Origin of the sequence: Arthrobacter subterraneus (assembly GCF_900099735.1) — a bacterium.
In the GTDB taxonomy this organism is placed as follows: Bacteria; Actinomycetota; Actinomycetes; order Actinomycetales; family Micrococcaceae; genus Arthrobacter_D; species Arthrobacter_D subterraneus.
Genome location: NZ_FNDT01000014.1, coordinates 78,791 through 85,083 on the forward strand (window position 1 = coordinate 78,791; position 6,293 = coordinate 85,083).

A 6,293-nucleotide genomic window follows, 5' to 3' on the forward strand; every position below is an offset into this window, starting at 1 on the left:
CCAGGACGGCCGCTTCACCTCGGAGTGGACCTTGGCGCTCTCGGTGGGCGCTTCCGTTGTTGTGCTACCCACCCGGGCGCTCCCCCACAGTTGCTGCGCCCGACGTGCCCACCGTGTCCAGCGTGCCGGTGTTGATCCCCACCGGCCTGCCGTCGGAGTGTGCGGTCATGGCGTGCTTGTGCGCCCGAGTGATGGCATCCATCACGGTCTCTACGTCGATGACGCCGAGGAACGTGTCCCGCCGGCCGGTCACGAGCGCCGCGCCGGCGCTGGAGACAAGCATCGTGTCCAGCGCGTCATTCAGGGTGGCGCGGTCACCGACTACCGGCAGCTTCGCGTCGACGTCGTCGCTCACCCGGTCCAGGCGTGTGAGCTGGCGGCGCGTGAGCCACTGGATGGGCCGTCGTCGTTCATCAACAACGACGGCGTGATTGTGGCCGGCTTCGTCAAGCCGCGACAGCACGTCGCTGCCGAGGTCACCGACACTGGCGACGACGGCGTCGGCCAGGTTGACCTCGTTGACCCGGGTGAGCGTGAGCTGCTTTAGGCCGGCACCCGAGCCGATGAAGTTCTCGACGAACTCGTTGGCCGGGTCGGCGAGGATGCGTTCGGGAGTGTCGTACTGGACGAGTTGGGCGCCCTCGGTGAAGATGGCGATCCAGTCGCCGAGCTTCACCGCTTCATCGAAGTCGTGGGTGACGCAGACAATGGTCTTCTGCAGTTCCTCCTGGATGTTCAGGAGTTCGTCCTGGAGCCGCTGCCGGGTGATCGGGTCAACCGCGCCGAAGGGCTCGTCCATGAGAAGGACCGGCGGATCGGCGGCGAGCGCGCGGGCCACACCGATGCGCTGCTGCTGCCCGCCGGAAAGTTCCTTCGGGAACCGGTGGCGGTACACGGCCGGGTCCAGCGACACCAGCTCGAGCAGCTCATCGACGCGGGCTGCGATTTTTTCCTTGCTCCACCCGAGCATTTTCGGAACAATTCCGATGTTCGTTGCCACGGTCATGTGCGGGAACAGGCCACCGGCCTGGATGACGTAACCGATGCGCCGGCGTAGGGCATCGCCGTCGATGTCGGTGACGTCGTCCTCATCGAGGACAATGCGTCCCTCCGTGGGCTCGATGAGCCGGTTGATCATCTTGAGGGTGGTGGTCTTGCCGCAGCCCGACGGGCCGACCAACATGACGATCTTGCCGGCCGGGATTTCCATGGTCAGTCCGTCGACAGCGGCCTTCTGCTGTCCCGGATAGCGTTTGGTGACCTTGTCCAGCAGGATGCTCGCGCCGGTGATGGCGCTGTGCGGTCCGGTTTGGTTGTCGGCGTTGTGGATGGTCTCAGACACGGATACCTCGCGGGGTTGTGATGCGGCCGAGGCCGACAAGAAGCAGGTCAAGGATGAGGGCCAGGATGATGACGGCAACGACGCCGGTGATGACGGACTCAAGCGAGTTGGCACCGCCCAGACGGGACAGGCCCGAGAAGATGAATCCGCCGAGTCCGGGGCCGAGGGCGTAGGCAGTGATGGCCGCAATGCCCATCACCATCTGGGCGGAGACTCGGATTCCGGCGAGGATGACCGGCCAAGCCATGGGAAGCTCCACCCGCACCAGGGTGCGGAACCGGCTCATGCCGATTCCGCGTGCGGATTCGATGACGGCCCTGTCGATCCCCGTCAGGCCGACCACGGCATTACGCAGGATGGGCAGCGCGGCGAAGAACGTGACGACGATGACGGCGGGAGTCACACCGAAACCGAACGGCGCAATGAGCAGTCCGATCAGCGCGAATGACGGGATGGTCAGGCCGACGGCGGAGACGCTGTTCGCTATGGATGTCAGCGCACTGCTGCGGTATACCAGCGCCGCGATGACGACGGAAAGGACGGTTGCCAGGATAAGGCACTGCACCACAAGGCTCAGGTGTTGCCAGCTTGAGAACAGGATCTGACCGGATCTGTCTCCTAGAAACTCCAACACATCAAGACCTTCTTCACCGTGGTTACGTATCACTCATCCGTTGGCTGAACCGGGTGTTTCCCGCACAATCCCGCACCAGCCGTCGTCCACCATAAGCAGACCAAGGTCGCGATAAAGTCACGTCTGTGTCACAAGGGCATCACTATTGAATTTGAATTTACTGGCGGCGGACGCGGGCACGGACGTAGGCTCGATGCAGTCCATGAAGCCCTTTCAAAGGAGTTCCGATGAAACTCAGCCACCTTCCCCTGCGTGCCAGTACGGGAGCGTTCATCCTCAATTCCGGCCTGACCAAGCGGGAAATCGACCGGGACACCGCCGCCTATCTGCAGGGCATGGCGGCCAACGCTTTTCCGCAGGTGAAGCAGCTTGATCCCGAGAAATTCGGCAAGGTTCTCGCCGCCGTCGAGACCGGACTCGGGGCCGCGCTGCTGGTGCCGTTCATCCCGAGCCGCCTTGTTGGACTCGGGCTCGCCGCCTTCTCCGGCGGACTGCTCGCCATGTACTTCCGTACGCCCGGCATGACCCAGGACGATGCCGTTCGCCCCACCCAGGAGGGCACCCCGGTGGCGAAGGACGTGTGGATGTTCGGTATTGCCCTCTCACTCATCATCGACGGCGGACGGAAGCGCTGATTCCTCCGGATTAAGCAACGCTGGGATCTCCCCATAGTCTTGGCCAATGGAATCACCGATTGAAGGCTACCTCGCGCGGATTCACCGGGAGATTTCAGAGCTGAAGGACGGCAAGCCGTACAGCACCATTCCGGCGATGGCCAACGTCAATCCGGACAACTTCGGGATCTGTCTCACCACGGTGGACGGTTATATCTACGAGGTCGGTGACACGCGGGAAGAGTTCAGCATCCAGTCCATCTCCAAGCCGTTCACCTATGGGCTGGCTCTTGAGGATCTGGGACTGGAGAAGGTGGACGAGAAGGTCGATGTTGAGCCCTCAGGGGATTCGTTCAACGAGATTTCACTCGCTGCCGGGACCGGACGCCCTTCCAACGCCATGATCAACGCCGGAGCGCTGACGGCGACTTCGCTGATCAAAGGCTCCGGCGGCAACACCCGGATCAAGCGCATCCTCAATACGTATTCGGCGTTTGCCGGCCGGCAGCTGTCGATTGACGAGGAGATTTTCACCTCCGAGCTTGAGCATGGTCACCGGAACCGTGCGTTGGCCTACCTGTTGAGGTCCTTCAATATCATCGAGGATGATCCGACGCCGGTGATCGAGGACTATTTCCGCCAGTGTTCCGTCCTGGTGAACTGCCTGGACCTCTCACTCATGGCGGCTACCCTGGCCAACAGCGGCCGGAACCCGATGACCGGGAAGCAGGTGATGGACATCGTTCCGGTGGAACGGGTTCTCTCCGTCATGACCACCTGCGGAATGTATGACGACGCCGGTTCCTGGATCAGCACGGTCGGGATGCCCGGGAAGAGCGGCGTTGCCGGCGGGACCATCTCTGTCCTTCCCGGACAGGTTGGGCTGGCGGTGTACTCGCCTCCGCTGGATGAGCACGGCAGCAGCGTCCGCGGCATGGCGGCAAGTCAGCGGCTATCGCAGGACATGGAACTGCATTTTGTCCGAGCGGCGCGGGTGGGCAAGTCGGCCATCCGTTCGACCTATGACATCACAGCGGCGCCCTCCGGTATCCGCCGTGATGACGAGGCGATGGACATCCTTCGCGATCATGGTCACCGTGCCCGTGTGGTCGAGTTGAACGGCGATCTCCTTTTCGCCGGCACGGAATCGATGGTCCGCGAACTCAGTACCCTGGACGATGACGTGGAGCTCGTCATTCTCGACCTGCGCCGGGTGGATGAGGTTGCGGATGTGTCACTGCGTCTTCTGGCCGAGGTGCGTGAAAACCTCCTCGCTGAGGACCGGGAACTGGTGCTCATCGATGCGGAGGGCACGCTGGCCGAGGCGTTCCGCGACGTCGACCGCGCTGTGCCGACTTTCGACACCCGGACCGCCGCGGTGGAGTGGTGTGAGAACCGCCTGATCCAGACCTATGGCAGCGAACTGAACCTGCCAAGCAGGGTGGACATTACCCAGTGCCCCGCGCTCAGCCCCCTCAGCGATGAGGACATCAAGAAGCTTGCTGACCGGATGGAAGACAGAAGCTACGACGACGGCGATGTGATCCGCCGCATCGGCCAGTCCTTTGGGGGCGTGTTCTTTATTCTCTCCGGTGGGGTGACCACCTCGGTAGTCGGTCCTACTGGCGACCGGGTGAAACTGACGACATTGAGTGCCGGTATGACCTTCGGTGAACTGGCGCTCGGCAGTGATGATCGCCAGGAAACCACGGTGAAGGCTTCCGGAAAAGTGTCCGTCAAGGTCCTCACCGCTCAGGCCATAGCGAAACTGGAGTCGGAAGACATCCGGTTGGCGCTCGAACTCTGGAAGGCGCTGACCCGCGACGCCTATACGAGGGTTGACCTGTATCTGCGGGAAACCGCTGTCAGAATCCGGGACTGACTGCGCCGCAGGCCGGAGTGCATGCAGGAAGCCGGCTGCCATTCCACCGGTGATACCCCGCCGCCTCTGTAGTGATCCAACCCGCCGGTTAGAAGGGCGGTGGTGGTTCGGGGAGGGTGGTGTACGTTTTCCCGCCCAATGACGTGACGTACGGGTCACCGCGCTCATCTATACCGGCGGGCCAGATGCCTTCGGTTTTCATCATGTGGTGGAGTTGGCATTTAGGTCCGAGGTTCTCCAGCGCGGTATGTCCGCCGTGGGTCCAGGGGGTGAGGTGGTCGATCTCGCAGGTCCAGGACGACCGGTTACACCCCGGATGCATACACGTTGGGTGGGTGATCCTCACCCAGTCCTGGAGGTGTTTGGGCGGCCGGTACCGGTCCCTGCCGACACTGAGGATCGCCCCCGTTTCCGGGTGGGCGTGTCAAATGAAGTGTGTAAGGGACCAGCTGGTTATCCGTTCTGCCGGGTCGGTCAGATCGGAAGCCTGTTAGGGAATTGGATGGCGAAAGCGTTCAGTGCTTGATGCCATCCCTGGGTCCCGGTGCCCAGCTCGCCACCCCGCAGGGTCTCGATGTTCCGGATCCCGAGATAGACGAGCTTGATTGCTGCCTCGTCGGAGGGAAACGAGCCGCGGGTCTTGGTGATTTTCCGGAGCTGGTAGTTGATCGATTCGATCTGGTTGGTCGTGTAGATGACCTTGCGGATCTCCGGGGTGAACGACAGGAACGGGATGAAGTCCTCCCACGCGTTCCGCCACGCCAGCACCGCGCCCGGGGCCTTGGACTCCCAGACCTCGGCGAAGTGCCCCATGGCCAGCTCAGCGGCCTCCACGGACACCGCCGTGTAGATCGGCCGCATGTCCTTCGCCATCGCTTTGCGGTCCTTGTAGGAGGCGTATCTCATCGCCGAGCGCAGCAGATGCACCACGCAGGTCTGCACCACGGTTTCGGGGTAAATGCTGTTGACCGCCGCGGGGAGCCCGGTCAGCCCGTCGCAGCACAGGATGAGGATGTCCTTGACCCCGCGATTGCGGATCTGGGTCAACACATTAGCCCAGAACTTCGCTCCTTCCTGGGTTCCCAACCACAGGCCCAGCACCTGCTTACGGCCCTCCACGTCCACCCCGACGGCCACATGGCAGGCCTTGTTGACCACGACCCCGCCGTCCCTGATTTTCAGCCAGATCGCGTCGATATAAACGATCGGATAGACCGCTTCCAGCGGCCGGTTCTGCCACTGGGTGATCTCATCGGCGATCACGTCGGTGACCCGGGAAATCGTCGCTGCCGAGACCTTCGCCCCGTAGATTTCCTCCAGGTGCGAGCCGATGTCCCGGGTCGTCATGCCCCGGGCATACAGGGAAAGGATCATGTCCTCGACCTTGCCCAGCCGACGGGCCCGCTTGGGCACGATCACCGGCTCGAAAGTGCTGTTACGGTCCCGGGGCACGGTGACCTCGACCGGGCCCTGCAGGGTGTGGACCTGCTTGCTGGTCTTGCCGTTGCGGGAGTTACCGCTACCGGCCCCGGCAGGGTCGCCCAATTCGTATCCGAGGTGGTCGCTGATCTCGGTCTCCAAGGCCCGTTCAAGCACCGCTTTGGTCATCTGCGACAGCAGCTCCTCAACGCCGTGCCGGCCCTCTCCGAGGTCCTCCGCAGCGTTGACCAGAGCATCAATCTGATCAGCGCTGAGCACAGCGGCCAAGGGGTTATCAATCAGTTCGTTCTCGCCCAAAAGGGCCGTCCTCTCAGATGGTGAAACCAGCGGCCACACCATCACATCAGGCCGGACCCCTTACACACTCAATGAAACACCCTC

At 62.6% G+C, this 6,293-nt stretch carries 5 protein-coding genes; 2 read left to right on the forward strand and 3 right to left on the reverse strand.

The genetic code is table 11. The features are described 5' to 3' along the window. Positions 1 to 64 precede the first annotated feature (64 nt). Together BLS52_RS13935 and BLS52_RS13940 are read right to left on the reverse strand one after the other, a co-directional pair. The gene (locus tag BLS52_RS13935; protein ID WP_090587514.1) at positions 65 to 1,342 is read right to left on the reverse strand and encodes an ABC transporter ATP-binding protein; all 1,278 of its coding nucleotides are present in this window, start codon (positions 1,340 to 1,342) and stop codon (positions 65 to 67) included. Further along, positions 1,335 to 1,976 carry an ABC transporter permease gene (locus BLS52_RS13940; RefSeq protein WP_090587516.1) on the reverse strand — a complete coding sequence of 214 codons (642 nt, stop codon included), beginning with the start codon at positions 1,974 to 1,976 and terminating at the stop codon, positions 1,335 to 1,337. The genes BLS52_RS13935 and BLS52_RS13940 overlap by 8 nt, the downstream gene beginning before the upstream one ends. A gap of 227 nt (positions 1,977 to 2,203) precedes the next feature. Here BLS52_RS13940 and BLS52_RS13945 point away from each other — a divergent pair, with 227 nt between their 5' ends. After that, positions 2,204 to 2,611, forward strand: coding sequence for a DoxX family membrane protein (locus BLS52_RS13945; protein ID WP_026545606.1), 408 nt, complete (start codon positions 2,204 to 2,206; stop codon positions 2,609 to 2,611). Between the two features lie 46 nt (positions 2,612 to 2,657). Next, entirely contained in the window at positions 2,658 to 4,472 is a 1,815-nt protein-coding gene (gene glsA / locus BLS52_RS13950; protein ID WP_090587518.1) for a glutaminase A, read from the forward strand. 474 nt (positions 4,473 to 4,946) lie between these two features. Here glsA and BLS52_RS13955 read toward each other — a convergent pair whose 3' ends face one another. Continuing rightward, complete coding sequence (locus BLS52_RS13955; RefSeq protein ID WP_035778917.1) at positions 4,947 to 6,179, reverse strand: IS256 family transposase; 1,233 nt, start codon at positions 6,177 to 6,179, stop codon at positions 4,947 to 4,949. Positions 6,180 to 6,293: the final 114 nt, after the last annotated feature.